General features: G+C 71.2%; 21 protein-coding genes and 1 tRNA gene. 11 read left to right on the top strand and 11 right to left on the bottom strand.

Annotated elements, in window-relative coordinates; all coding sequences use genetic code 11:
• Positions 1-58 precede the first annotated feature (58 nt).
• Positions 59-2,443, bottom strand: a complete 2,385-nt coding sequence (ligA, locus tag M3T53_RS09200; RefSeq protein ID WP_272434223.1) for an NAD-dependent DNA ligase LigA — start codon at positions 2,441-2,443, stop codon at positions 59-61.
• 153 nt (positions 2,444-2,596) lie between these two features.
• Here ligA and M3T53_RS09195 point away from each other — a divergent pair, with 153 nt between their 5' ends.
• Together M3T53_RS09195 and M3T53_RS09190 are read left to right on the top strand one after the other, a co-directional pair.
• Positions 2,597-5,722: an FtsK/SpoIIIE domain-containing protein gene (locus tag M3T53_RS09195; RefSeq protein ID WP_272434222.1), complete on the top strand. Its 3,126-nt coding sequence runs from the start codon at positions 2,597-2,599 to the stop codon at positions 5,720-5,722.
• A 246-nt stretch (positions 5,723-5,968) separates the two neighbouring features.
• Positions 5,969-6,217: a WhiB family transcriptional regulator gene (locus tag M3T53_RS09190; protein ID WP_272434221.1), complete on the top strand. Its 249-nt coding sequence runs from the start codon at positions 5,969-5,971 to the stop codon at positions 6,215-6,217.
• A 60-nt stretch (positions 6,218-6,277) separates the two neighbouring features.
• Here the strand turns inward: M3T53_RS09190 and M3T53_RS09185 are convergent, their stop codons facing one another.
• Positions 6,278-7,738: a sensor histidine kinase gene (locus tag M3T53_RS09185; protein ID WP_272434220.1), complete on the bottom strand. Its 1,461-nt coding sequence runs from the start codon at positions 7,736-7,738 to the stop codon at positions 6,278-6,280.
• A 93-nt stretch (positions 7,739-7,831) separates the two neighbouring features.
• Between M3T53_RS09185 and M3T53_RS09180 the strand changes: the two genes are divergently transcribed.
• From M3T53_RS09180 to M3T53_RS09160, 5 genes are all read left to right on the top strand, one after another.
• The gene (locus tag M3T53_RS09180) at positions 7,832-8,308 is read left to right on the top strand and encodes a DUF2505 domain-containing protein (RefSeq protein WP_272434219.1); all 477 of its coding nucleotides are present in this window, start codon (positions 7,832-7,834) and stop codon (positions 8,306-8,308) included.
• Positions 8,309-8,414: 106 nt separating this feature from the next.
• Positions 8,415-8,855: an OsmC family protein gene (locus M3T53_RS09175; protein ID WP_272434218.1), complete on the top strand. Its 441-nt coding sequence runs from the start codon at positions 8,415-8,417 to the stop codon at positions 8,853-8,855.
• Between the two features lies 1 nt (position 8,856).
• A complete protein-coding gene (locus tag M3T53_RS09170; protein ID WP_272434217.1) occupies positions 8,857-9,612 on the top strand; it encodes a VPDSG-CTERM exosortase interaction domain protein in 756 nt (251 codons plus the stop codon).
• A 77-nt stretch (positions 9,613-9,689) separates the two neighbouring features.
• Entirely contained in the window at positions 9,690-10,496 is an 807-nt protein-coding gene (locus M3T53_RS09165; RefSeq protein WP_272434216.1) for a thymidylate synthase, read from the top strand.
• A complete protein-coding gene (locus tag M3T53_RS09160) occupies positions 10,493-11,038 on the top strand; it encodes a dihydrofolate reductase (protein WP_272434215.1) in 546 nt (181 codons plus the stop codon). Before M3T53_RS09165 ends, M3T53_RS09160 begins: the two co-directional genes overlap by 4 nt.
• A 42-nt stretch (positions 11,039-11,080) precedes the next feature.
• On the opposite strand, the gene M3T53_RS09155 is transcribed toward M3T53_RS09160, so the two are convergent.
• Positions 11,081-11,611, bottom strand: coding sequence for a flavodoxin domain-containing protein (locus tag M3T53_RS09155; RefSeq protein ID WP_272434214.1), 531 nt, complete (start codon positions 11,609-11,611; stop codon positions 11,081-11,083).
• 216 nt (positions 11,612-11,827) lie between these two features.
• Positions 11,828-12,229, bottom strand: a complete 402-nt coding sequence (locus M3T53_RS09150) for an MmcQ/YjbR family DNA-binding protein (RefSeq protein WP_272434213.1) — start codon at positions 12,227-12,229, stop codon at positions 11,828-11,830.
• 75 nt (positions 12,230-12,304) lie between these two features.
• Between M3T53_RS09150 and M3T53_RS09145 the strand changes: the two genes are divergently transcribed.
• The 3 genes from M3T53_RS09145 (at position 12,305) to M3T53_RS09135 (ending at position 16,024) form a co-directional block, all read left to right on the top strand.
• Positions 12,305-13,576, top strand: coding sequence for an MFS transporter (locus tag M3T53_RS09145; RefSeq protein ID WP_272434212.1), 1,272 nt, complete (start codon positions 12,305-12,307; stop codon positions 13,574-13,576).
• Between the two features lie 76 nt (positions 13,577-13,652).
• Positions 13,653-15,059: a class II fumarate hydratase gene (gene fumC / locus M3T53_RS09140; RefSeq protein ID WP_272434210.1), complete on the top strand. Its 1,407-nt coding sequence runs from the start codon at positions 13,653-13,655 to the stop codon at positions 15,057-15,059.
• A 536-nt stretch (positions 15,060-15,595) separates the two neighbouring features.
• On the top strand, positions 15,596-16,024 hold the full coding sequence (locus M3T53_RS09135) for a rhodanese-like domain-containing protein (RefSeq protein ID WP_272434209.1): 429 nt from the start codon (positions 15,596-15,598) through the stop codon (positions 16,022-16,024).
• Between the two features lie 132 nt (positions 16,025-16,156).
• Here the strand turns inward: M3T53_RS09135 and M3T53_RS09130 are convergent, their stop codons facing one another.
• The 6 genes from M3T53_RS09130 to M3T53_RS09105 form a co-directional block, all read right to left on the bottom strand.
• A complete protein-coding gene (locus tag M3T53_RS09130) occupies positions 16,157-16,786 on the bottom strand; it encodes a cation transporter (RefSeq protein WP_272434208.1) in 630 nt (209 codons plus the stop codon).
• A gap of 73 nt (positions 16,787-16,859) precedes the next feature.
• Positions 16,860-18,449, bottom strand: coding sequence for an MBL fold metallo-hydrolase (locus M3T53_RS09125; RefSeq protein WP_272434245.1), 1,590 nt, complete (start codon positions 18,447-18,449; stop codon positions 16,860-16,862).
• Positions 18,450-18,541: 92 nt separating this feature from the next.
• Positions 18,542-18,721 carry a hypothetical protein gene (locus M3T53_RS09120; protein ID WP_272434207.1) on the bottom strand — a complete coding sequence of 60 codons (180 nt, stop codon included), beginning with the start codon at positions 18,719-18,721 and terminating at the stop codon, positions 18,542-18,544.
• A gap of 163 nt (positions 18,722-18,884) precedes the next feature.
• Positions 18,885-19,754 (bottom strand): sulfite exporter TauE/SafE family protein, encoded by an 870-nt coding sequence (locus tag M3T53_RS09115; RefSeq protein WP_272434206.1) that lies wholly within the window; start codon positions 19,752-19,754, stop codon positions 18,885-18,887.
• A 444-nt stretch (positions 19,755-20,198) separates the two neighbouring features.
• A tRNA-Met gene (locus M3T53_RS09110) sits at positions 20,199-20,272 on the bottom strand.
• Between the two features lie 124 nt (positions 20,273-20,396).
• A complete protein-coding gene (locus M3T53_RS09105) occupies positions 20,397-23,399 on the bottom strand; it encodes a UPF0182 family membrane protein (protein WP_272434205.1) in 3,003 nt (1,000 codons plus the stop codon).
• A 241-nt stretch (positions 23,400-23,640) separates the two neighbouring features.
• On the opposite strand from M3T53_RS09105, the gene M3T53_RS09100 reads away from it, so the two are divergent.
• The gene (locus M3T53_RS09100) at positions 23,641-24,213 is read left to right on the top strand and encodes a PPA1309 family protein (RefSeq protein WP_272434204.1); all 573 of its coding nucleotides are present in this window, start codon (positions 23,641-23,643) and stop codon (positions 24,211-24,213) included.
• Between the two features lie 220 nt (positions 24,214-24,433).
• On the opposite strand, the gene M3T53_RS09095 is transcribed toward M3T53_RS09100, so the two are convergent.
• The gene (locus M3T53_RS09095) at positions 24,434-25,651 is read right to left on the bottom strand and encodes a YlbL family protein (RefSeq protein WP_272434203.1); all 1,218 of its coding nucleotides are present in this window, start codon (positions 25,649-25,651) and stop codon (positions 24,434-24,436) included.
• Positions 25,652-25,752: the final 101 nt, after the last annotated feature.

Below are 25,752 nucleotides of genomic sequence, written 5' to 3'. Positions count from 1 at the left end.
ACGCCGCCCGACGCCCGGGGTCGCCACCGCGGCGCCCTCAGCCGGCGATCTGCGCCCCTCAGCCGGCGATGTCGACGCCGACCGCGGAGGGCCCGCCCTCCAGGAGCGCGTCGAAGAGCGTCTCGTCGATGACGGGGACGCCGAGCGCCTCGGCCCTGGCGGCCTTCGACCCCGCCCCGGGACCGGCGACGACGAGCGAGGTCTTCTTCGACACCGACCCCGAGGCCCGCCCGCCCCGGGCGGCGATGGCCTCCTTGGCGCCCTCGCGGTCGTACCCGGGCATCGCGCCGGACACGACGACGGTCAGCCCCGCGAGGACGTCCGAGACCGCGCGGCGCTCCTCGTCGCGCATCCGCACCCCCGCGGCCTCCCACCGCCGGAGGATCTCGACGTGCCAGTCGGCCTCGAACCAGTCGAGGAGGGAGCGCGCGATCGTCTCGCCGACGCCGTCGACGTCGGCGAGCGCCTCGATGTCGGCCCCGCGCAGGGCGTCCATCGACCCGAACGCCCCGGCCAGCGCCTGAGCGCTCGTCGGCCCGACGTGGCGGATGGACAGGGCGTTGAGGATCCGCCATAGGGGGCGGGACTTGGCTGCCTCGATCTGGTCGAGCATCGAGTCGAGGACCTTCGAGGGGCGCTCCTCCTGGCCCTTGCGGAACGTCCCGTCCTTCTTGCGCGCGCCCGACGACCAGAAGACCCGCGTGCGCTTCCACCCCTCGACGCGCCCCGTCGCGGCCTGGTTCGACTGGAGCAGCGGCCCCCACTGCCACACGTGCAGGTCGCGGACGGCCTCGGCGCTCAGATCGAACAGGTCCGCCTCGGAGGTGAGCACCGGGGACTGGCGGGCAGGCAGGACCGCGTCGATGCGGGCGAAGAGATCGGCGTGGTCCTCCCCGCGCCGGTCGTCCTCGGGGATCGTCAGGAGGGAGCCGTCGGCCATCTGGACGGGCGCCCCGGAGGCCAGGGCGGCGACGACCTCGTCGCGGGAGGCCTCCGGCTGGGTCAACGCCAGTGCGGACTCGTCGCCGAGCCCCTCGATGTCGAGGGCCTGACGGGACCCGATGAAGGCGAGCCGCTCGGTGATCTGGGCGGGGCAGCCGGCCTTGTTCGGGCACCGCAGATCGACGTCGCCGTCCTTCTCGGCGACGATCGGGGTGCCGCACGAGGGGCAGTCGGTGGGCATGACGAAAGCCCGTTCGGTCCCGTTGCGCGCCGCCTCGACGGGGGCGACGATCTCGGGGATGACGTCGCCGGCCTTGCGCAGGACGACGAGGTCGCCGATGAGGACCCCTTTGCGGGCGACCTCCTGGGCGTTGTGGAGGGTCGCCCGGCTGACGTTCGACCCGGCGACGAGGACGGACTCCATGACCCCGAAGGGGGTGACGCGTCCGGTGCGCCCGACCTGGACGCGGATGTCGAGGAGGCGCGTGTGGACTTCCTCCGGCGCGAACTTGTAGGCGCACGCCCACCTGGGGGCTCGCGAGGTCGTGCCGAGGCTGCGCTGGAGGGCGAGGTCGTCGATCTTGACGACGACGCCGTCGATCTCGTGGTCGAGGTCGTGGCGGCGCCGGCCGATCTCGGCGATCCGCTCCTCGATGGCGCCCGCTCCGACGAGGAGCCGCGTGTGGGGCGAGACCGGCAGCCCCCAGTCGCCCAGGAGGGCGTACCACTCGTGCTGGGTGATCGGCAACGGCGGGGCGGCGTTCGACGGCTCGACGAATCCAACGCCGTGGGCGATCATCCGCAGCGGCCTGGCCGCGGTGACCGCGGGGTCCTTCTGGCGCAGGGACCCCGCCGCCGCGTTGCGGGGGTTGACGAAGGCCCTCTCGCCGGCGGCGACCCGGGCCTCGTTGAGGGCGGCGAAGTCGGCGACGGGGAAGTAGACCTCCCCCCTGATCTCGATGCGCCGAGGAGGGACGGCGGCGTCGAGGCGGTGCGGGATCCCGGTGACGGTGAGGACGTTCGCGGTGACGTCCTCGCCGACGCGTCCATCCCCCCGGGTGGCGGCGCGGACGAGGTCGCCGTCGATGTAGAGGAGGTTGACGGCCAGGCCGTCGACCTTGACCTCCGTCGTCATCGGCAGGTCCTCGATCCCCAGATCGGTGCGGACCCGGGCGGCCCATTCGGCGAGCTCCTCGAGGGAGAACACGTCGTCGAGGCTGGTCATCTGCTGGAGGTGGCGCACGGGGGCGAAGGCCGAGGAGGGGGCCCCGCCGACGGACGCGGTCGGTGAGTCGAGCCCGGCGAGGCCGGGGTGGGCGCGTTCGAGCTCCTCGAGTTCCCGGTAGGCCCGGTCGTACTCCTCATCGGCGAGGACGGGCGCGTCGTCGACGTAGTAGGCGGTACGGGCGCTCTCGATGAGGGAGACGAGCTCGTCGTGGCGGGCGCGCGCGGAGTCCCCGGGCAGGGGGGGCACGTCGCGCAGATCGGGGGCCTGGGTCATGGGGACATTGTCGCATCGCCCTCGCGCTTCTCGGTCCCTCCCGCTCCCCCGCCCCGCGGCCGGCCCCTCCACAGGCGTCGCCGAGGCGCGCCCCTCCACAGGCCCCTCGCCGGTGATGGCGGGCGCCCCGGAAGACGCCCGAGGATCTCTTCCATGACAGGAACGACGAGAGCCCCCTCGAGGGCCCGCGCGGCCTCGGCGTTGACGAGCCACTGGCACGCCGCGTGCGTCCGGGGCCCCGACATCGGGGTCGTCATCCCCCCGGGCGAGGACATCGGGCGCTCCGGGCCGGTGCCATTGACCGCGCCCGGCGTCTCCCGCCGTCACGCCCGCCTGATCCCGGGGGATCGTCCCGATGAGCTCGTCGTCACCGACCTGGGCTCGACCGCGGGGACCTTCTGGCGCCGGCGCGGACCGTGGAGAGGAGTCGGGCGGGGCCGCAGTCGACGACTCCGAGCCGGCGATCGGCTGCGCCTGGGGGAGGACGAGTTCGTCGTGCGCCGCCGCCCCGAGGAGGTGGCGTGGGCGCGCCCTCCCAAGAGGATCGCAGCGCGCCGGTGGCTGGGGGCCGTCCCCCTCGTCGTCATGGGGCCGCTGCTCGTGTGGCGTCTGGCTCCCGTCGCCGACTCGCCCCTCCTCGGCCTGGGCGCGGTCGCCTCCATCGGCGCGGGAACCGTCCTCCTCCTCGTCGCCGCCCGGCTTCGACGCCCCCTGCCCGACGGGGCCCGTCTCGCCCTCGTCGTCGCCGCGTCGCAGGCCCGCACGGGAGGCGCCGCCTCACCCGAGGCGGTCCCCGTGTGGATCCGCCCGTCGCGGCGCCCGCGCGACTCGCTGACGGTGGCGACCCCGGGGAGGGGTCCCGAGGGCGCCTCGACGAGCCCGGGGTTCGTCGGGCCCGGAGCCTCCCTGAGCGCCCGATGGGCCGCCGCTCAGATCGCCGTCGCCCGGGGTGGGGCGAGCATCGTCCTCGAGGACGCGAGCCGATGGGACGTCGCCGGGGGCGGCGATCCCATTCACATCAGCGGGTCCGACGACTGCCTCGGATGCGCGTCGTCGGCCGATGGCGCGCAGACCCTGCACGTGGGCACGGCCGTGAGCGCCGCGGCGGCCCCGGCCTGGTGCGATCGCCTCGTCCACTGCCCCGACGCGCCGGTCTCGCCGCTGTGGTGGTGGCAGGTGGCCGTCCGCTCTCCCGTGTCCGCGCCCCTCCCCCGCGACGTCCCGTGGGAGGCCCTCTCGTCGATGCTCCCCCCGCCGCGCGGGGACCCGGATGACGGGCTGGCGGTCCCCGTCGCCGTCTGCTGCGACTCCTCCGGGGAGATGTCCCCCGTCGTCCTCGATCTCGTCGTCGAGGGGCCCCACGCCCTCGTCGCCGGATGCACGGGGTCGGGCAAATCGGTGGCCGTGGAGACCTGGGTCCTGGCGATGTGCCGGTCGTACGGGCCCGAGCGCCTGCGTCTCGTCCTCATCGACTACAAGGGGGGCGCCACGTTCTCCGCCTTCGCGCGCCTGCCCCACACCGAGTGCGTCCTCACCGATCTCGACCCCGCTGCGACGGGCCGGGCCCTTCGCGGCATCGCCTCGCTCCTGCGCTCCCGCGAGCGCCTCCTGCGCGACCTCGGCTTCGTCGACGTCGTCGCGTGGTCGGCGGCGTGGCGCCGATCCCGCGCTCCCGGGTCGGCGGGAGCCGCGGTGCCGGCCCCTCCGCCGAGGATCCTCGTCGTCGTCGACGAATTCCGGGTGCTCTGCGATACCCACCCGGAGGCGATGGACGATCTCATGCGCCTCGCCGCCCAGGGCAGGTCCCTCGGACTCCACCTCATCGCCGCGACCCAGCGCCCCTCGGGCGCCGTATCCGCCTCGATGAGGGCCAACATGGAGTTGCGGATCGGCCTGCGCATGGTGTCGGCCGCCGACTCCGTCGACGTCCTCGGCGACGACGCAGCCGCTCGCCTGCCCCGGGCGCCCGGACGGGCCCTCATCACGGGCCCGGAGGGGATCCGGACGGTCCACTTCTCGCGGATCGCGGACCGCGACCGGTGCCTCGACGAGATCGAGGCGGTCTCCGCCCGTCAGGCCCCGCATCTAGAGCCCCTGTGGCCCCGGGAGGTTCCCGCGTCGTGGTCGTGGGATGACCTCGATGCGTGGATCCGTTCGCACCCGGACTCGACCGATCCGGATGACGGCTCGGGCATCGCGCTCGGGCTCGTCGACGGCATCGACGCCGGGACCCACTCCCCCTGGCGGTGGACGTCGGGGTGGGTCCGCGTCGAGGTCGGCGACCACGAGGCCGAGCTGTCCCGAACGTGGGTCGCCGGCATCGCCGAGCGGATCCGCGCCGCCACCGGGCTCTCCCTCCACCACTGCTCGTGCGAGCCCCTGGCGAGCGCGGCCAGTCGTCTGAATCCTGATGACGTCTCCGACGCGCTGCGCCTCTTCGAGGAGGCCCGCGATCGCGGCCCGTCGGTCCTCGCCGTCGACGACCTGGGGGCGCTCCTGGGGAGGGCGGCATCGGCGATCGGCCAGTTCAGGGCCGACGAGGAATGGGACAGGCTGTGCGAGAGCGCCCGGCGCTCCGGCGCCGTCCTCGTCGCGGGGACGCCCGGCCGCCTCGGCGGCGGAATCGCCCGACCGGGGGCGTTCCCGACCCGTCTGGTCCGGGTCGACTCCGATGAGTCCGCATGGCGGGCGGGACTGGGCCCGGGCCGGGCGCCCGCACTGCCCGACGGCCAGGCCCTCCTCGTCCGAGCCGGGGACGACCCGGGGGTCGTCGTCTCCGTTCCGATGGAGCCGCCGAATCCGGCGATCCCCGGGGACTCCGGGGGTCTTCCTCCCGGGGATCGAGCCGCGTGGCGGGTCCGCGGCCTCGAGGAGGCGCGGGCGGCCGTGCGCGCCGAGGCCCTCTCGGGCCCCCTCGGCGTCGGTCCTCTCCTCGTCGGCGCCGACTGGACGCCCTACCGGCCCGACCCCCTCGTCCCCTGGGTCGTCGTCTCCGACGACCCCGAGCCCGTTCTGCGCGCTCTCGCCCGCTCCGGCGATCTGACCCTCGACGAGGCCGCGGAGCGCGCCACCGTGCTCCCCTCGTCGGCGTGGCCGCGTCTGGAGGCGCGCGCCGATGCGATCCTCATCGCCCTCGACCCCTCTGCCGACGTCGTGCGCGCCCTGGCCGCCGCCACTCCCCTCCCCGCCTCGGTTGCGTGCCGGGGGTGGGCGCGCGGATCGGGGATCCTCCTCGACCGCGGCCGGCCCGACCGGATCGCCCTGTCCCTCCCGCCATGACGACGGGCTCCCCATCCCCGTCAGGACGCGGAGTTTCCGTGGGCGCAACCGCGCGAACTCACGCTCCCCATTGCTCCGTCAGCGCGCCCAAAGGGCGCTCCATCGGCCGACGCCGATGCCGGATACGACACAGTGACGCGAAAAGCCTTGCCGGACGGTCGATGATGCCCCAAACTTGTCAAGTTGCCAGGGATCATTCGTTTCCCGTTCACGCATATGTCGAGATGCCTTCGTAAGGAGCCGAAAATGGATTGGCGCAGCAAGGCCGCCTGTCTGAGTGTTGACCCCGAGCTGTTCTTCCCCATCGGGAACACCGGGCCGGCCATCGCTCAGGCCGCGGAGGCCAAGGCCGTGTGCCACACGTGCTCCGTCGAATCCGTGTGCCTCCAATGGGCGATCGAGAACAACCAGGACTCCGGCGTCTGGGGCGGCATGAGCGAAGAGGAGCGCCGCTCCCTCAAACGGCGCGCCGCCAGGGCCCGCCGGGCGTCCTGACACGGAACCCACGAGCAGGAGGGGCGGGCTGATGCGGCCGCCCCTCCTCGTCGACTCCTCTCACACGGGCTCCAGATCCATGTCGAGCGTGACGACCGTCCCGCCTCCCGGGCGCTCCGACCACTCGATCGAGCCGCGCAGATCCCCGCGCACCATCTGACGGACGATCTGGGTCCCCAAACCGCTCATCGGAGCCCCCGGCTCGAAACCCACCCCGTCATCGGCGACCGTCACCCTCATGGATTCCGCATCGCGCTCGGCCGTCACCTCGATCCTGCCGTCGCGGCCCGCCAGCCCGTGCTCGACCGAATTGGCGACGAGCTCGTTGAGGACCGTGGCCAGAGCCTGCGCCTGATCCGCCTGGATCACCCCGAAACTCCCGGTCGTCACGACCTCGACCTGGTGCTCGGTCGACGCCACCGCCCCCGACATCCGCAAGACCGTGCGCGCCACCTCGTCGAAGTCGACCGTCTCGTCGACGTTCTGCGACAGCGCCGCGTGCACGGTCGCGATCGCCTGGACCCGCCGCTCGGCCTCGGCCAGCGCCTGCTTGACCGCATCCTCCGCCGACCGGCGGGACTGGAGGCGCAGCAGCGCCGAAACGGTCTGGAGATTATTCTTCACCCGGTGGTGGATCTCGCGGATCGTCGCGTCCTTCGTCATCAGCTCCTGCTCGTGGCGATGGACCTCCGACACGTCGCGGGTCAGCAGGACCGCGCCCAGACGGCGCCGCCCGTCGAGGAGGGGCAGGGCGCGCATCGTGATCGTCGACGCGTGCGCGGTGATCTCGACGCGCCACGACGCCCGCCCCATGACGACGACCGCCATCGACTCCTCGATCATCGAGGAGTCCCCGACGACGTCGGTGATCTCCTGGGCGAGGATCTTCCCCTTGACATGGGAGCGGATGCCCAGGCGGCGCAGGCACGACACCGCGTTCGGCGTCGTCTCCTGGATGCGCCCGTCGGCGTCGATGAGGACCGCCCCGTCGAGGACCCGCGGGACCCCGTGCGCCGACACCGCCGGCGTGGACTCGTACGGGTATTCGCCGCGCGAGATCATCTGGCACAGGGTGTCGGCCGCGGCCACCGTCCACCCCTCGAATCCCAGGGACAGGCGCGGCGAGGACAGGTTCGCCTCCCGTGTGACGACCGCGATGATGTTCCCCTCGTGATTGACGGGCACGCAGGTCTCCATCATCGAATAGGTGCCCGCCCAGTGGGCCGTCGATGCCTTGATGACGTTGCCCGTGGCGATCGCCCGGCGCAACTCGATCTCCCGGGCCGCCGGCAGATGCAGGCCGATGATGTCGTCGGCGTGGACCGTCGTCGACGTCGCCGGCCGGCAGTGCGCCGCCGCGATGAAGCGGTTGTCGTCGGTCGGTAGCCACAGGACGAGGTCGGCCGCCGCGAGATCGGCGAGCACCTGCCAGTCCGCGAGGAGCAGGTGGAGCCACTCGATGTCCTTATCCGACAGCGGAGTGGTCGAGGCTTCCTCCGCGAGCTGGGTCAGGCTTCTCATGGCACTACTGTACGGTGGCTGAGCAGGCCGAGGGGCGCCCGCCCCCGCCGACCCGCCCGAGCGACATCCGAGCGACCAGCAATGAGGAGCCCCGTGGAATTCACGCGAAAACTCGTCTACCCCGCCGACGTCGAGACCGTCCTCGATATGTCCCTGGACGCCGGCTTCCTCGCCGAGCGCTTCGCCCGCCTGTGCCGCCGCGCCCCCGAGATCCGCATCGACGCGGCCACCGCGACCGCCACCGTCACCGGGGGCCTCGACCCGGAGCTCCTGCCCGCTCAGGCGCGCGCCCTCGTCCCCGGCGACCTCGACATGACCTTCACCGAGACGTGGGAGGGCGCCCGCGCCCATACGAGCCTGAGCGTTCGGGGCGCCCCCGTCGCTCTCTCCTTCGACTCGACGCTGACCGACTCCCCCGCCGGCGCCGAACGGGTCGTCGGCGGCGACCTCACCGTGTCCGTCCCCCTGTTCGGCCGGCGCATCGAGCAGGAGGCGCTCGCCCGGTTCAACCTCGTCGTCGACGCCGAACTGGCCGCGGCCGCCAGATGGCTCGACGCCCGACGGCCCTGACCGCCGCTCTCCCGGGGCTCGCGTGGCAGGCCCGGCGCCGGCGCCAGTGACGCCCGCAATCGGGGTTCATCCGGCGCGAACCACCGACCCGGTGGACAATGGCGCCATGAGCAACACCGAGCAGACCCCCGTCCCCGCCCTCTACCTCGAGCGCACGGCCACCCGGCAGTACATCGCGCGCAACGCCAAGGGGGCCGAAGTCCTCGTCGGCGACGGCCCCGGACACTTCACCCCCGGGGACCTCATCAAGCTGGCGATCGCCGGCTGCAACGCGATGTCCTCCGACAAGCGCCTCGCCGACCGGCTCGGCGACGACTTCGAGCAGTACATCGGCGTTTCAGGCGCCTACGACGAAGCCGACGACCGTTTCACCTCTTTCGAGATCGAACTCGTCCAGGACCTCTCCGGGCTGTCCGAGTCCGAGATCTCCGACCTCCTGCGCCGCGCCGGCGGCGCCATCGACCGCAACTGCACCATCGGGCACACCCTCGCCCACCCCGTCCCCTACACCCGCTCCTTCACCTCAGAGAAGATCTCGGAGGACTGAGATGGCGACGACGGACATGGTGACGGGCGCCTGGCGCCGAGCGCTCGACGTCCCCTACTCGCGATCCCTCGACGCCGCGCGCAGGCTGCGCGAGCGCCACCCGGACGCGACCCCCGCCGAGCTCATCGCCATGGAGAACCGTCGCTTCACCACGCGGGTCTCCTGGGAGTCGGCCGCCGTCGGGGGCGTCGCCGCATGGCCGGGGATCGGCACCGCCGTCTCCGCCGGAGCTTCGGGCGCCCAACTCCTGGCCTTCGTCTCCGAGGCCGCCTACCACTCGATGGTCGTCGCCCACCTGCACGGGATGGACCTCAGGGATCCTGCCAAGCGCACCGCCCTGGTCGTCGCCGCCCTGACCGGCGAGGAGGGCGCGGAGCTGATCTCGATGCAGGTCGGGATCCAAGCGCTCTCGTGGTTCCGCAGCTCCTTCCTCAACATCCGCACCGTGTCGGCGGAGCGCTTCAACAAGATGATGATCCGCTGGGTCCGGCGCCGCGCCCTCAAATCCGCGGCGATGTCGACCGTCGGACGGCTGATCCCCTTCGGGATCGGCGCCGTCGTCGGATGGGGAATCGGCTCGGGTCTGGCGAAGAACACCATCGAGGGACTGTCCCTCGCGCTAGGGCCCGCGCCCGAGTCCTTCGCCCAGGCCCCCACCGTCGTCGACGTCCGCCTCGTCGACGACACCGGCCGCTCCCAGCTCTATGAACGGATCGATCTGGCCGACGAGGACGCGGATCTGCCACACTTCCCCTAACGTCGGCGCGGCCCCGTACCGCCGCCGCGCACTCCCCGACCGCGCGGCCGCGACGCGCCACCGATGACAGGAGCCCCATGAGCATCACCCCGGACCGTCAGTACGAGGACCTCCTCGCGCGGATCATGCGCGAGGGAGCCGTCAAGGACGACCGCACGGGCACGGGTACGCGCTCCGTCTTCGGCGCCCACCTGCGCTACGACCTGTCCCGGGGCTTCCCCCTCATCACGACGAAGCGCGTCCACCTCAGGTCGGTCGTCGGGGAGCTGCTGTGGTTCCTCAACGGCGATTCGAACGTCCGGTGGCTCCAGGAGCGCAAGATCCGTATCTGGAACGAGTGGGCCGACGAGGACGGCGAGCTCGGCCCCGTCTACGGCGTCCAATGGCGCAAGTGGCGGACGGCCGACGGGCGCCGGGTTGACCAGATCAGCCGGGTTCTCGACACCCTGAGGACGAACCCGCAGTCGCGCCGGATGATCGTGTCCGCGTGGAACGTCGGCGAGCTCGAACAGATGGCGCTCGAACCGTGCCACGCGTTCTTCCAGCTCTACGTCGCCGACGGGCGCCTGAGCCTCCAGCTCTACCAGCGCAGCGCCGACATGTTCCTGGGGGTGCCGTTCAACATCGCCTCCTACTCGCTCCTGACGCACATGTTCGCCCAGCAGGCGGGCCTGGACGTCGGGGAGTTCATCTGGACGGGCGGCGACTGCCACGTGTACTCCACCCACGTCGACCAGGTGGCCGAGCAGCTGTCGCGCGATCCGTACCCGTTCCCCGTCCTGCGGCTGCGCAAGGCCGCGTCGATGTTCGACTACGACTTCGACGACGTCGTCGTCGACGGCTACGAGCACCATCCGACGATCCCGGCTCCGGTGGCCGTATGAACGGGCCGGTCGTCGCGTCGATCTGGGCGCAGGATCGGGCGCGCGTCCTCGGCTCGGGAACGGGGATGCTGTGGCGGGTGCCGGCCGATTTCGCCCATTTCAAGGAGTCGACGATGGGGTGCCCGCTGGTCATGGGGCGGGCGTCGTGGGAGGCGCTGGGCGGGGCCCTGCCGGGCCGCCTCAACATCGTCGTCACGCGCACTCCGGGGTACGAGGCCCCGGGCGGGGTCGTCGTCGGCTCGATCGACGAGGCGATGGGCCGGGCCCGGGGGTTCGTCGATGCCCGATCGGGGGTGGGCTCGGAGGCGCCGGGGAGGATCTGGATCGCCGGCGGGGCGACGGTGTACGAGCAGACGATGGGCATCGTCGACGAGCTCGTCATCACCGACCTCGATCTGTCGGTTGCAGGCGACGGACCGGTTGTGCGGGCCCCCGTGATCGATGAGGCCGTGTGGCGCGTCGACGCCGGCCGGTCGGACGAGGAGTGGCGGCCGGTGTCGGGGGATGCGCGGTGGCGCGTGACGACCTGGGTGCGCCGCTGAGGGGCCGATCGGCTCACGATCGGGGACCGGCGCGGCGGGGGGTCAGTCCTCGGCGCGCCGGGAGGCCGCGTAGTCCGCGAACCTGTCGGCAAAGGCGTCGACCTCTTCCCAGTCCGTGTAGTCGACGCGCACATCCGGTCCCCAGGGGCGCCCGGTGGTCGCGAGGATCGGCTTGAGCAGGGCCGTGTCGAGCGGGTTGTAGAGGGGGAAGTTGAGTTCTCCGCCGAAGAGCTGGACGAGGTCGGGCCTCCAGGGGGTGGAGGCGAGGAATCGTTTCGTGTACCGGTTGGTCTGCGGCGTGGCCTTGTCGGCGTCGATGGCCGAGAGGTTGACGCCGATGAACGCCGAGGGCACGCGGGCCAGGCGCTCGGCGTTGCGCCGGGTGAAGGAAACGATGCGCGGGGAGTAGACGCCGTAGCGGACGGAGGCGGCGACGAGGACGGCCTGGGCGGTGTCGTCCCATGCGCGGATCGCGCCGATGGGGCGCACGTCGACGTCGTGCCCGTGTTCGCGCAGGCGGTGGGCCGTCGAGGCAACGATGTTCGCGGTGTGTCCGAATCGGCTGGAGTGCACGGCCAGGATCCTCATGGGGCTCCCTGTCTGTCGGCGTGTGAGGTGTCGGTCCGCACGCTAGCCCCGTCCGACCAGAGTTGTTGCGACGCCCTGTCACATTCGGGCGGCCAGGCCTCGACCTGTCGCGGCGTCATCTCCCGTCGCGAGGGGGCGGGGGTGTTCTCCGGTCGTTTTCCCCCGGTTTTCCGGGGTCCACCGTCCCCGTGCGCACATCCGTCAACGGCCGCGCCTGGACATCAGGGCATTCGTGTAGGCCTCGGGGTCGACGGGGCGGCGCGCCCGGGGGAGGGACTCGACGACGAGCAGATAAGACGAGGCGATGATGTCGCAAATGTCGTCGGCGGCCAGGGAGTCGCCGGGCAGGATCGTCACCCAGTGCCGCTTGTTCATGTGATACCCGGGGATGACCTGCTCGTACTCGTCGATGAGGGCCCGGGCCTCGCGGGGATCCGCCTTGACGGTGACCATGAGCCGGCCGTGGCGCAGGTGCAGGAGCATGAAGACCTTGCCGCAGACCTTGAACACATCGTGTTCGGGACCGAAGGGCCAGGTCAGCGTCGAGGCCGGCAGTTCCTCGGCCGCGCCCATGGCCAGCTCCCGCAGCTCCTCGTTATCCATCGCACCCCCGATCCGACCATACGACGGCGCCCGGCGCCCTCGTCGCGGACGGCCCGCACGACCTAGACTAACCCGGTGCGCTCCTCCTCCGCCCCGACCGATCCGACGCTCCGCGCCCTGCTGGCGATCGCCCTGTTCACCTACACCGCGCAGAACATGCTCAACGTGTCGATCGCCCCACTGGCGCGGGCATTGGGCCTGCCCGAATGGATCGTCGGCGCCGCCGTCTCGCTGGCCGCCGTCGCGGTCGCCCTCCTCAGCCAATTCTGGGGGCGCCGGTCGATCGCCTGGGGGCGCCGACGAGTCCTCCTCTGGGCGCTGTTCCTCGCCCTCGTCGCCGGATCCCTGTTCTCCGCGGCCGTGTGGATGCGGTCCGCGGGGCTCCTGGGGGCCGGGGCGGCCGCCGGGGCGATCATGATGGCCCGGGGCCCGTTCTTCGGATCGGCGGTCGCCGCGATCCCCCCGACCGGTCAGGCCCTCGTCGCCGAGACGACCCCCGACCAGGAGTCGCGCGTGCGCGGACTGTCAGCGTTCTCCGGGGCCATCAGCCTGTCGATCATGATCGGCTCGCTGATCTCCTCGGCTCTGGGATCGTGGTGGATCTACGCACCGGTCCACGCGACCCCCTGGTTCATCGTCGTCGCCCTCGTCATCGCGTGGATCTGGATCCCACGAGACTCCCAGGGCACCGCGACCGCCTCCCCCGCGCCCTCGCCCCGCGCTGAGCGCGACGAGGGGGCTGCCGCCGCGTCGGCCCTGCTGCCGCCGCGCGTCTCCTGGCACGACCCGAGGATCCTGCCGTGGATCGCCGGCGTCTTCGGCATGTTCTTCGCCGCGGGCGTCGTCCAGATCACCATGGGGTTCCTCGTGCAGGACCGACTCGGCCTCGACCCCCGCGAAGCGGTGTCGACGACGGGCCTCATGCTCCTGGCCAGCGCCACCGGCGGGATGCTCATGCAGCTCGTGGCCGTCCCGCGCCTGCGCTGGCCTCCGCTGCTCCTCCTGCGCGTGGGGATGACCACCGGCCTCATCTCCCTCAGCGCGCTCGCCGTCGCCTCGTCCCCCGTTCTCATCGCCCTGGCCGCGTTCTTCGCCGGCGTCGCCCAGGGCTTGGCGAGCCCCGGGTTCTCCGCCGGGGCCTCGTTGTCGGTCACCGCGGACGAGCAGGGGGGCGTCGCCGGCATCGTCAACGCGACGGGAGCCGTCACCTGGATCTTCGCCCCCGTGTGCGCGACCGCCCTGTACGGCTGGCGCCCCCTGTCCCCCTTCGTCCTCGCCCTCGTCCTCCTCGCCCTGTCCTGCGCGAGCGCATGGCTGCATCCGCGCCTGGCCTCAGCCCGTCGATAGGACGACTGGCCCCGACGCCCGGGAAGGCCGGCCGGTAGGCTGGAGGGGCTCACCTCCGTAACCGAAGGAGCCTTCAGTGGCAGACAACACCCGCATCGAATCCGACTCCATGGGCACCGTCGAGGTCGCCTCGGACCGCTATTGGGGCGCTCAGACCGAGCGCTCCCTGCACAACTTCGACATCGGCCGCAACACCTTCGTCTGGGGCCGGCCGATGGTCCGCGCCCTCGGCGTCCTCAAGAAGTCCGCGGCCCTGGCCAACGCCCAGCTCGGCGAGCTCCCCCAGGACATCGCCGACCTCATCGCCCGCGCCGGCGACGAGGTGATCCGCGGCGAGCTCGACGACCACTTCCCCCTCGTCGTCTTCCAGACGGGCTCCGGCACCCAGTCGAACATGAACTCCAACGAGGTGATCTCGAACCGGGCGATCGAGCTCGCCGGCGGCGAGATGGGCTCGAAGACCCCGGTCCACCCCAACGACCACGTCAACCGCGGCCAGTCGTCGAACGACACCTTCCCCACCGCGATGCACATCGCCGTCGTCTCGGAGCTCCAGGACATGTACCCGCGGGTCATGCAGCTGCGCGACACCCTCGACGCCAAGGCCCGGGAGTACGCCGACGTCGTCATGGTCGGCCGCACCCACCTGCAGGACGCCACGCCCATCACCCTCGGCCAGGTGTTCTCGGGCTGGGTCGCCCAGATCGACTTCGCCCTCGACGGCATCCGCTACGCGGACTCGCGCGCTCGCGAACTCGCCATCGGCGGGACCGCGGTCGGCACCGGCCTCAACGCCCATCCGGAGTTCGGCGCCCTGTGCGCCCGGAAGATCTCCGAGGAGACCGGCATCGAGTTCACCCAGGCGGACAACCTCTTCGCCGCCCTCGGCGCCCACGACGCCCTCGTCCTCGTCTCCGGCGCGCTGCGCGTCCTGGCAGACGCCCTGATGAAGATCGCCAACGACGTGCGCTGGTACGCCTCCGGGCCCCGCAACGGCATCGGCGAGCTCATCATCCCCGAGAACGAGCCCGGCTCGTCGATCATGCCCGGCAAGGTCAACCCGACCCAGTGCGAGGCCATGACGATGGTCGCCGTCCAGGTGTTCGGCAACGACGCCGCAGTGGGCTTCGCCGGTTCCCAGGGCAACTTCCAGCTCAACGTCTTCAAGCCCGTCATGGCGTGGAACGTCCTGGAGTCGATCCGCCTGCTCGGCGACGCCTGCGTGTCCTTCGACACGAACTGCGCCTACGGCATCGAGCCGAACCGGGAGAAGATCCAGGCCAACCTCGACACCAACCTCATGCAGGTGACGGCTCTCAACCGCCACATCGGCTACGACAAGGCGTCGAAGATCGCGAAGAACGCCCACCACAAGGGCCTGTCCCTCAAGGAGTCGGCGCTCGAACTCGGATTCGTCACCGAGGAGGAGTTCGCGGCGTGGGTCGTCCCCGCCGACATGACGCACCCCAGCGCCGCCCAGTGAGTCGCCCGAACTGACCCCGATGCGGGGCTCGGCGCCGGCCGGAGGACAAGAGTCTCCGGCCGGCGCCGTCGTCTCCGCCTCCCGAGGGACTGTCCCGGCTACGCCGTCTGGACGAGGAGGACACGCAAGCCACCTGCAGGGGCGAGCCGATCATGCGCCCAGGGCGGCGTTGGCCGCTCCCTGAGTCCCTCGAGCGGGCGCCGGCGACGGGGCCGACCACCCGCAGGACCCGCCGCAGGGGGCCTTTCGCGCCTGCTTTCGTCAGCGTCTTCGCAAAGAATGGGGTCGAGGCCCCCTCGCCCCCGCGCCCGTCCGACCTCGGACACCCGCGCCACACGCCCCCGAAACGGGGGGGGTAGGACATGCACGCCGTCGTCGCGCTCGTCGTCGGTGTACACCCGCCCCCACCGAAGCGGGAAGCAGGAAAAGCGCGCCGTCATCGGTGTACACCCGCCCCGAAGCGGGGCCCAGGGAACTATCAGCGGCCTCTGACACACTGGTGGCCAGCACCACGCCTCGTCGAAGATCGGAGCCTCATGACCGCTCGCCGCCACGTCCTCCTCGCGTCCGCCGCGATCGGAGCATTCGCCCTCGCACCCGCGCTGAGCGCCTGCTCGGACTCGGCGAAGAACGCTCAGCCCGCCGCGTCTGACGCGTCCTCGACCGCCGCGTCCTCGCAGGAGGGGAGCACGCACGTCGGAACCCTCATCGACGTGCGCACCCCTGAGGAGTTCGCCGAGGGGCACCTCAAGGAGGCGAGGAACATCGACTTCAGCGCCCCCGACTTCGCGGAGAAGATCGGCGAGCTCGACAAGAACGCCGAGTACACCCTCTACTGCCGTTCGGGCCGCCGCGCGGGCGAGGCCCTCGACATGATGAAGGCCGCAGGATTCACGAAGGTCACGAACGCCGGCGGCCTCGAGGAGGCCGCAAAAGCCCTCGATACGGAGATCGTGAAGAACTGACCAATATGAAAACGGGGATGACTGGGAGGCGAATCCACTAGGAGCCCGGCCTCTCCCTCGACGGCCCGGGATGCTCGATCCGTCGGGTCCGAGCCGTCGATCAGCCGGCTCGTTCATCCTCCGGCGGTCCCGTCAGTCCTCGTCCTCGGCGAGTTCGAGTTCGGGCGTCTCGGCCCTGGCGGCTTCGAGGACCTCCTTGGCCGCGCCGATGTTGATGACGCCGACGACGACGCCGACCACAACGTCGGGCCAGACTGACGCCCATACGAGGGTGATGAGCCCGGCGATGAGGATCAGGGCATTGGCGAGGACGTCGTTGCGGGCCGCGAGCCACGCCCCGCGCACGAGGGCCCCTCCGCCGTTGCGGATCGAGACCAGCAGGAGGGCGCAGATGAGGTTGATGGTCATCGCTGCGACGGCGGTCCCCGACAGCGTGAGGGCCTGGGGAGGCTGGCCGGTGACGACCTTCCAGGCCGCCGTGACGAAAGCCGCGACCGCGGGGATGAGGATCAGTCCCGCGAGCCACATGGAGGCGCGGCGCCGGGAGTCGAGGGGCCATCCGGCCGCCAGGAGGACGAGGCCGTTGATGAGGAGGTCCTCGAGGAAGTCCGCGGCGTCGGCGAAGAGCGAGGCGGATCCGATGAGGGCGGCGACGACGACCTCCATGACCATGCCGGCGAGGTTGAGGAGGGCGACGATCAAGATGATCCGTCGGCTGCTCCTCGGCAGCGGATTCGACGGCATCGGGTCGTTCGTGCACATGGGTGGAATTGTCCCACGGGGGACGCCGGCTCTACGCCGGCGTCCCCCGTGACGGATTCGTTGTGGAGCGCGCTCAGACGAGGGCGCCCGACGGGCCGAGGAGGTACCAGGTGCCGCGATCGTTGATCCAGCCGGTCATCATCGCCCCCGACGGCGCGAGGTAGTACCAGGCGCCGCGGTCCTTGATCCAGCCGGTGGCCATCGCCCCCGACCCCCTGAGGTAGTACCACGTGCCCCCGTCGTTGACCCACCCGGTGGACATGGCCCCGGATGAGGCGAGGTGGTACCAGGTGCCGCGATCGTTGATCCAGCCGGTGGCCATCGCCCCGGACGGCCTGAGGTAGTACCACGTGCCCCCGTTGTTGACCCACCCGGTCACCATCGCCCCCGACGGCGCGAGGTAGTACCACGTGCCCCCGTCGTTCAGCCAGCCGGTGGACATCCGCGCGTTGCCGCCGAGGTGGTACCAGGTCCCCCCATCGTTGAACCAGCGATTCTCCTCGGGATAGGCGGATCCATCGAAGTGATACCAGGACCCGTTGTCTGCCTTCCACCCGGTCAGCGCCTCGGGCCTGCCGTCGCGAAGGGCCACGGCCCTGGGGGAGTACCACGAGTGGCTCCTGACGTGCACTCCCTTATCGAGGTCGGAGGTCGTCACCGACTGGTCCGTCAAGGTGACGACGAACGCCTCGAGTCCGGCGTCCGTCACGTCGTCGGCGGTGTAGAGGCGCGTGCCCATCGTGAAGAGCTGCTCCATGGTCTGCGTCGGGAGGATGTCGAAGCTGCCCGTCTGGAAGGCGATCTCGGGGTGGAGGGCGGCGAGGTAGTCGCGGCTGTTGGATGTCGCGGCCCCGTGGTGGCCGAGTTTGAGGACGTCGACGTCCCCGATGATCGGGGCGATCCGGTCCTCGTCGCCGTCGGTGTTCTCGATATCGGCCGCGAGGAACGCGCTGTGCCCGTGCGCGGTGACCTTGACGCCCCACGCGGTCAGGTTGGCGTCCTGGATCGCCCCCGGCGTCTTGTAGTCCTCCTGGTGGTTGACGATCTGGATCCGCATGTCCCCGAAGTCGAAGGAGTCTGCGGCCGAGTGGGGCGCGTCGTCGGTCGGGAGGACCGGTCCGTCCGCGGACAGGTGCTGGATGATCGGGACCCCGATCTCCTGGGCCGCCTCGATCATCTGGTCGTAGATGTACTGGTTGTCCCAGAGGCGGTCCGGGTTGGAGATCCACTCATCGGAGTACTCCGGGGAGTACACCCGCTTCGGCTTGTATTTCCTGATGACGGCGTCCGCCAGTCCGATGTGGTCGGAGTGGGCGTGGGTCCCGAGGAAGAACTCGAGGTTGTCGGCGGTGACGCCGAGTCGGTCGAGGTAGGCGAGCGTGCGGGCCTCGAGGGGATTATCCCTCGTGACCCCGGGGCGCAGCGGATAGCGGGGATCGCTGCCGTCGGGGTAGTCGTTGTCCTCCCCCGAGTCGATGATCGCGAAGCGCCCATCGGATTCGAGGATGATCGCGTCGGAGAAGTTGTACCCCATGATGTGGATCCGTTCCTGCCCGTCCGCGGCATGAGCCGGTCCGCTCGGGAGGATCGTCAGCGCACCGGCGCCGACCAGGACGGAGGCCGTGACGACGGCCGCAGGAAGACGATGAGACAGGATTCGCATCGTTGACACTCGCTATCCGTATGGATGATGGGGATTGTTGCACCGCTTCGGCGGCGCCCGATCACCTTAACCCATATGGATACAAACGTGTTTCACTCCCCCGCGTCGATTCTGTCGATGCGGGGAGCCTCCGCTCTGCGGTCGTGCTGGCGGCGCCCGGCGTCGTTCATCAGGACGAGGGCGGAGCAGCGGGCTTGGGCGCTCTGGTGGATCTGCCGGGGTTCGACTCCGCCCCCGAGGTATCCCTGATGGCCGTGGTCCCTCAGGCGCATTCCTTGTTGTGGTCGAAGCCCCGGCTCCGAGGATTCCTCCCCTGGCGGCGGTGATCCTGCCGTCTTCCTCGACGAGGCCGACGACCTGGGTCGACGGTCTCGACTCGACGCCGAGCTTGACGACGGCGCCCCAGTACGGGTCGGGGGCGGGTCCGGGGGATCCTCACCGGTGGGCGCGCGCGATCGTGCGCAGGGTGGTGAAGACGACGATCAGGAGGAACCCGCTGAACAGAAGGGAGCCGACGCGGGGGCTGACCTGCGCGGCGATGAGGCGCCCGACGGGCGTCAGGGCGGCCGCGCATCCGCCGACGATGAGGGCGGTCCGCAGGTCGACGAGGCGGTGGCGGGCGTTGCTGATCGTCCCGGTGACTCCGGTGGGGATCATCACGAGGAGCGAGGTGCCGCGGGCGAGGAGGTCGCCGGCTCCGACGACGAGTTCGAGGCCGGGGACGATGATCGATCCTCCGCCGACGCCGACGAGTCCGGCGAAGATCCCGGCGACGAGTCCGACGACGACCATCCCCAGGCAGGCCCACGGGGTGATCGTCATCGGGGCGTCGCGCACGGGGACTTGGAGTTGCATGGAGACGATGACGAATCCGACGAACGCGACGAACACGATAGACAGGACTTTGTTGGGCAGTCGCCTCAGGAGTCGCACGCCGATCTGGGCTCCGACGAGGGAGCCGAGGGCGACGACGAGGGTCGCGACGAGGGAGACCTGGCCGTGCGCGGCGTACGTCGTCGACCCGGCTGTCGCGGTGAGGACGGTGGCGGCCAGGGAGGTCGCCGAGGCCCGGCGCTGCTCCATACCGAGAATCGCGACGAGCGCGGGGATGATGACGAGCCCTCCGCCAACACCGAAGAGGCCGGACAGCAGTCCGGCGACGACTCCCGTCAGGGCGGTCAGCGCAACGGCCCTGGGAGCTCCGGGCCGGGCCGGATGTCGTCCTCTCGTGCGGTCGGGAGTGTCCGGGCGGGCGGGGGGATCGGCATCCGGTCGTTCGGCTGGGGGGTGATGCGTGTCGGTCACGGGCTCCGACCGTACTCCCATTCGGCTGTCGGCGTCGGCGGGACCCGCGGCCGGCGTCGCGACGCTGCCGTCGACCCGCAAGAGACGCGCCTGCCTCCGAAAAAGGCCGGGCAGGGCGCCCCCGACGACACCGAAGTCATGGACGCATCCCCGCCGCCACCTCGCTCACTCTCTACCCACTAGCTTTCTCCCCTCCCTCTCCTCCCCCGAAAACGAACATTTCCCACCTGATCGGGTGGGAAATGTTCGTTTTCGGGGGAAACGGCGGAGGTGGGGGCGGGGCCGGTCGTACTCGGCACCGATCACCGCATCGGCATCACGGTCACCGACCTCGTGACCTCTCAGGCCATGAGTGCACGCGGGACTCCGACCCGGGGCCCGCCCAGCATGTCCCAGGCAAGCAGAAAGCCTCGGGCGCTTTCGCGTCCGAGGCCTCTGGTCTCGTAGCGGGGACAGGATTTGAACCTGCGACCTCCGGGTTATGAGCCCGGCGAGCTACCGAACTGCTCCACCCCGCGTCGGTGACACCCACGTTAGTCCGGGCCCACGCCGAACGCCAATCGGGGGGCGGTGACCTTCGTCTCCACGACGGTCACCGCCCCCCCCGATTCGCCGCATTGCGACGCCCGGCCTGCCTGCTCGTCAGCCGTTCGACTGAGGCGCGTCCGGTGCCGCGCCCGACTGGGCCCGGTCCGGTCCCTCAGCGTCGGCACCGGCCCCGGGGACGGGCTGTCCCGCCTCGGTCTGGGCCGCGACGGCCTCGGCGATCGCCGCGTCGAGCTTCTTCTGGGCAGCCCCGTAAGCGGTCCAATCGCCGGCGGCCAGCGCCTCGCTCGACTCGGTCAGCGCCTCCGACGCGCGTGCAAGAGCCGCCGTCAGGCGCTCCTGAGCCGTCGCCACGGCCCCGGTTTCCCCGCCACCGTCATCGCCCTCGGACTCCGGCTGCTCGCCGGCCACCGTCGCCGCGGCGTCACCGCCGAAGGTCTGATTGAGCGACTCCTCCAGCGTCGAGGCGAAGCCGACCTGGTTGCCGAAGGCCGTGAGCACCGAGCGCAGCACCGGGTAGGAGGCCGACCCCGTGCCCTGGACGTAGACCGGCTGGACGTACAGCAGGCCCCCGCCGACCGGCAAGGTGAGGAGGTTGCCCCGGATCACCGTCGAGTCGGCCTGATTGAGAAGGTTGAGCTGGGTGGCGATCCGCTCGTTCGAGTCGTAGGCGTTCTGCACCTGGCCGGGACCCGGGGCGGTCGTCGACGACGGGAGCGCCAGGAGGCGCATCTTCCCGTAGCCGTCGCGCACCTTCCCGGCCTTGCTGCCCGTCTCGGAGTCGACCGCGAGGAACCCGGCCATCGCCTCGCGCCTGGACTCGCCACCGGGCACGAAGACGCTGGTCAACGAGAACTCCGCGGATTCCTGAGTCGGCATCTGCATCGTCAGGTAGTACGGCGGCTGAGCCGTCGCGACCCGCGTGGAGACCGTGTTGCCGTTCTCGTCGACGGTGGTCTGCTGGGCCCCGGGGACCGCGGTCGACGTCTCCTCCGCCAGGCGCCACCGGTCGCCGCCGGCGTAGAAGTCCGACGCGTTCGTCACGTGGTAGCTGGTCAGGAGCTCGCGCTGGACCTTGAACATGTCCTCGGGGTAGCGCAGGTGGCTCATCAGGTCGCCGGAGATCGCGTCGATCGGCTCGACGGTCTGCGGGTAGATCTTCATCCACGTCGACAGGATCGGGTCCTGGTCGTCCCAGCGGAACAGGCGGACCGAGCCGTCGTAGGCGTCGACGACGGCCTTGACGGAGTTCCTCATGTAGTTGATGGTCTCGGCCTGGACGTACTCGCCGATCTGGGAGGACTGGGAGTCGACCGTGGTCTCCTCCAGGGACTCGTGCTGCGAGTACGGGTACTGGTCGGTCGTCGTGTAGGCGTCGACGACCCACACGAGGCGCTTGGGGGTCGCCGGGTCGTCGTCCATGTCGACGACCGCCGGGTACGCCTCCTGCTCGAGGGTGAGGTAGGGGGCGACCTTGGACACGCGCAGGAGCGGGTCCCGGTCGTAGAGGATCTGCGATTCGGAGTTCGTCTGACTGGAGAAGAAGATGTCGGTCGACGCGAACTTGATCGAGTACAGGAGCTTGTTCCACAGGTTGCCGACGCTCGGCCCGCCGTCGCCGGAGAAGGTCGTCGAGACCTGCCCGCCGGGGGCGTTGTCATCGGGGTAGTCGAGCTCTTGGGGGTCGGCGCCCTCGGGGGCCCCGACGATCGAGTAGCGGGGGGCGCCCGGGGAGAAGTAGACGCGCTCCTCGTAGTCGCCCATCTCGCCGACCGATGGGACGGACTGCTCCCAGTAAGAGGGGAGCCCGTCCCCGGTGAGGGTGTTGCCGTAGGCGGCGACGACCCCGTAGCCGTGCGTGTAGACGGTGTGCATATTGACCCAGGTGCGCTGTTCGGCGGACAGTCCGTCGAGGTTGATCTCGCGCACGGCGATGACGGTGTCGCGCTGCTCCCCGTCGACGGTGTAGCGATCGACCTTCATGCCCGAGTCGAAGCCGTAGTAGGGGCGGGACTGCTGGAGCTGCTGGACGGTCTTGGTGATGACCTGCGGGTCGAGGAGGCGGATCTGCGAGGTCGACTCGGAGTCCTCGCGCAACTGCCCGGCCTGGGCGGTCGTCTCCGCGTCGTAGTTCGTGTACTCGAGGTCGTCGAGGCCGTAGGCGGTCAGGGTCGCGTCGATGTTGCGCTGGATGTACTCCGATTCGAGGGCGCGCTCGTTGGGGGTGACCCGGAACTGCTGGATGAGCGCCGGGTAGGCCATCGCCAGGACGACGGCGGCGATGACGGTGACGCCCACACCGATGGCCGGCAGCCTCCATGAGCCTTTGAACGCGGTGAAGACGAAGAGCCCGGCGACGAGCAGGGAGATCACCGCGAGGATCGAGTGCGCCGGCAGGGAGGCGGCGATGTCGGTGTAGGTCGCGCCATCGACCGTCGACCCGCGCTTGGTCAGCAGCGAGTAGCGGTCGAGCCAGTAGTTCGCGCCGATGAGGAGCGAGGCGGCGGCGGCGAGGATCGACAACTGGATGCGCGCCGGGCGCGAGGCGTGGGGGCGCGGGGACAGTCGGATCGTCCCGTAGAGGTAGTGGACGACGATGCCGGCGATGAGGGCGATCGTCACCGCTTTGAGGAGGAAGGACACGAGGACGCGCAGGGCAGGCAGCGTGAAGACGAAGAAGGACGCGTCGAGGCCGAATTGCGGGTCGACGGTGCCGAACTCGGTCCGGTTGATGAACTGGAGGAGGGTCTGCCACTGACCGGCCAGGCTCGCGCCGCTGGTGAACGCGAAGAACAGGGAGACGCCCCAGAAGGCGAGGCTGCGCAGGGGCTCGAAGGCCGCCTGGTATTCGCGCAGGCTCGCCGACGCCTCGCCGCGGGTCGAGGCGGCCCGGTGCCGGTAGGCGATCCTCATGGACGAGAAGGTGATCGCGAAGACGACGGCGAAACCGATGAGGAACAGCCCGATGTGCGCGCCCCACTGGGTGAGGATGATCCGCGTGGCGCTCATCTGGCGGAACCACAGGATCTCCGTCCACACGATCGAGGCCGCGTAGATCAGGGCGCCGAGGCCGACGAGGACGAGGAGGGTCAGGGACATCGGGCTGATGCCCCTTCCCCGGCCTCTCGGCGTCGGTCGGGGCGGTCTGGGACGGGGCCCTCGATCGGATTCGAACATCGGGAAGGCGCTCACGGCGTCACCCACTCTCAGGTACTCGCATTCACGGGTTCTCCGCGAATTCTACCCGTCCGCGGCCGCGCCGCCCGAGCGGGCCCCGGCTTCGGGTCCGCAGGCGCGGGATCGGCCCGGGTCGGCGTCGGAGGCGTGAGATCATGACGCCATGACGGATTCCCAGATGCCCACCTCCCGCCAGATCGCCCTCGCCGCGGTCGTCGTCGACATCGAGCGCGCCGCGTCGCGCGCCGGGTGGGATCACGCGCCCTCGCTCTACGCCCTCGTCCCGACGGCCGACCTCGTCGCCCAGCCCGGATTGCCCGCCGACCTCGCCGAGCGACTGAGCGCCGGCTGGGACGGGTCGCGAGACCATTTGTCCGCGGTCGTCCAGGACGATCTGGCCGAGGACGACCTCGAGGAGGTCCTCGGCCATCTCGCCTGGCCCGAGAACGTCGCCGGGGCGGCCCTGACGGTCGAGAGGATCGTCGTCCCCCCGCAGGTCGAGGAGGAGGCCCCCGAGGACCCCGAGGAGGCGCTCCGCTTCATCTCGAACCATCCGTCGCGCACCGATGTGCGCCTGGCCGTGGGGGCGCTGCGCTCGGGCGAGACGTGGTGCGCCCTGCGCACGCGCGCCTTCGACTCCGACGACAAGGTCGGGCAGGGGTCGTCCCTGGTGCCCGGGCTCGTCGAGGCGCTCCTGGCATCCCTGGAGCCGGATGGCTCGGCCGCTCGGGGCTGATCCCCCGGTCCGCGGCGGGCGCGAACGGCCCTGACGGGCCGGGGGCGGTGGAGGATGGCAACCCCCGCGCGCGCCGACGCCGGGCTCGCGTCGGATTGCCCCGGCAGGCCGGGCGAATGGCGGCCCGGCGGTCGCCACGATGCCGGTCTCGCCCCCGCGCCCGGCGCTGAACCGCCGTTGACGCGCCCGTCTGCGCCCGCGGCGGTCCGTTGCGGGGCGGTCACCCGGCCGGGCAGGCGGCCAGCGAGTCCGGTCGGCCCAGCCGGATGGCGTCGACCGCGGCCAGCGCCTCGTCGAGGGTGGCGACGGGAACGACGGTCAGCCCCTCGGGCGCGTGGCCCGCGATCTCCGAGCAGTTGCCCGCCGGGGCGAGGAACCACTGGGCCCCGTCGGCCCTGGCGCCCCACATCTTCTGCCGCACGCCCCCGATGGGGCCGACGGCGCCGTCGTAGCTGATGGTGCCGGTCCCGGCGATGGACTGGCCGCCGGTGAGGTCGCCGGGGGTCAGGCGATCGATGATCCCCAGGGCGAAGACCATGCCGGCCGAGGGGCCGCCGACCTTGTCGAGGTTGACGGCGATGTCGATCGGCAAGGACACGTCGGCCGTCAGGTAGACGCCGAGCTTGGACCCCTCTTCTTGCTCCCCGCCGGCGACGGATTCGACGGGGAGGTCGAGGCTCCGCCCGTCGCGTTCGACGGTCAGCGTCATGACCGAGCCGACGGGCTGGCGGCGCATGAGGGAGAAGGGGACGGAGGCGGAGTCGACGGGGTGGACGACGCCCTGCGGGTCGGTGATGGACACGAGGACGTCGCCGGCCTCGACGACCCCCTCGGCGTGGGACCCGGGAACGGCCCCGGCGACCGTCACGGTCGCGGGCACCGACCATCCGAGGTGCTCGAGGGCGGCGACCTCGGCGGTCGACTGGGAGGAGGACATCTGGGCCTGGGCGGCCTGCTCGATCTGCTCGGCGGTGACGTCGTCGGGGTAGACGTCGCTGTAGGCGACGACGGTGTTGCGCGGGTCGAGGGCGGACACCGCCAGGGCGGCGAGGGTCATCCGGTTCCCGGGGCCGCCGGATTCGGAGACGGTGACCATGAGCAGCCGTCCGTCGGCGGGGGCCGCGGCGTCGCCGGCCTCGTCGGTGGCGTCGGGGACGAGGGGGGAGCCGGTGGCCGGGTCGGTCCCGGAGACCTCGATGACCGCGGTGCCGTCGCGCGATCCCAGGACGTTGAAGGTGGGGCCCGGCTTGTCGACGACGTAGGGCACGGGCAGGACGAAGACGACGACGGCCGCGAGGGCGATGAGCGCCCATCCGGTCAGGCGCAGGGCCCGGGTCCTGCCCGCCCGTCGCCCTTTCGCGGGCGCGGGCGCCTCGCCGCCGCCGGGGGCGCCGGTCGGGGGCCGGGGGGAGGTCGTGCTCTGCTCGTCGTGGTCCACCGGCTCATTGTCGGTCGCCCGGCCGCGCGACGCGAGCCGGCTCCTGCGAGGACGGGGTTTTCGCATTCAGCTTTCAGCGCACTCCCATCCGCCCCCGAGCG

The sequence above is a fragment of the Actinomyces sp. B33 genome (genome assembly GCF_028437565.1).
GTDB lineage: Bacteria > Actinomycetota > Actinomycetes > Actinomycetales > Actinomycetaceae > Pauljensenia.
The sequence above is the reverse complement of the archived record's forward strand: the minus strand, read 5'-3'. Positions and strand labels throughout refer to the sequence as shown.